General features: G+C 77.3%; 1 protein-coding gene and 1 pseudogene. One reads left to right on the top strand and one right to left on the bottom strand.

Translation table 11 applies throughout. The annotated features are described in order from the left end of the window. Window positions 1-407 (bottom strand): hypothetical protein (locus ACG2DA_RS22975; RefSeq protein ID WP_395259043.1); only part of this gene is annotated, 407 nt, incomplete at its 3' end. Between ACG2DA_RS22975 and ACG2DA_RS22970 the strand changes: the two are divergent. Next, window positions 399-649, top strand: a pseudogene (locus tag ACG2DA_RS22970) (hypothetical protein); the annotation flags it as partial. The gene ACG2DA_RS22975 and the pseudogene ACG2DA_RS22970 overlap by 9 nt on opposite strands.

Below are 649 nucleotides of genomic sequence, written 5' to 3'. Positions count from 1 at the left end.
TCCGGCGGCAGGCGGCGGTAGACCATGTCGTCGACGACCGCCGCGAACTGCCGCGCCCGGTCGTCGTCCCGCAGGTCCTCGGCGGACCACTCCCAAACGCGGAGGACGTTGGCGAAGAACTCGTCGGGGAGCCGCCGCGTCCAGGCGGGGTAGAGGGTGAGGTCCGCGACCTTTTCGAGGATCTCCGGCGCCAGCACGGCGGGGCGGTCCGGGCCGGAGTCGTGGTCGTAGTCGTCGTAGTCGTCGGGGGTCCGGCCGGAGCGGACGATCTCCTGGAGGAGCCGCCAGCACCCCTCGACGAAGCGCCGCTCCGCCGCGGAGAGGGCGGACGGGTCGACGTCCTGCCGGACCAGGGCGGCGGCGTTGCAGACGTCGATCACCGCCTCCAGGTCGTAGGCGTGCCTCACAACGCCCCGGCGGTCGCGGAAGCGGACGGGCCCGACCGGGACCCGCCGCGGCCGGGGGAGGCGGGGCTCGAACCGCGGGTCGGCCGCGACCCGGGCCAGGGGGTCGCCCCCCGCGGCGGCCCGGCCGCCCGGGGGGCGGACCGCGCTGAGCACTTCGGCCCGCAGGAGCAGCACGCGGCCGCCGTCGGTCAGGTAGCGGCGGACGCGGACGCCGTCGACGCGGAGCGGGCCGGCGGACGCGG

Origin of the sequence: Alienimonas sp. DA493, assembly GCF_043951915.1 — a bacterium.
Classification (GTDB): Bacteria; Planctomycetota; Planctomycetia; order Planctomycetales; family Planctomycetaceae; genus Alienimonas.
The sequence above is the reverse complement of the archived record's forward strand: the minus strand, read 5'-3'. Positions and strand labels throughout refer to the sequence as shown.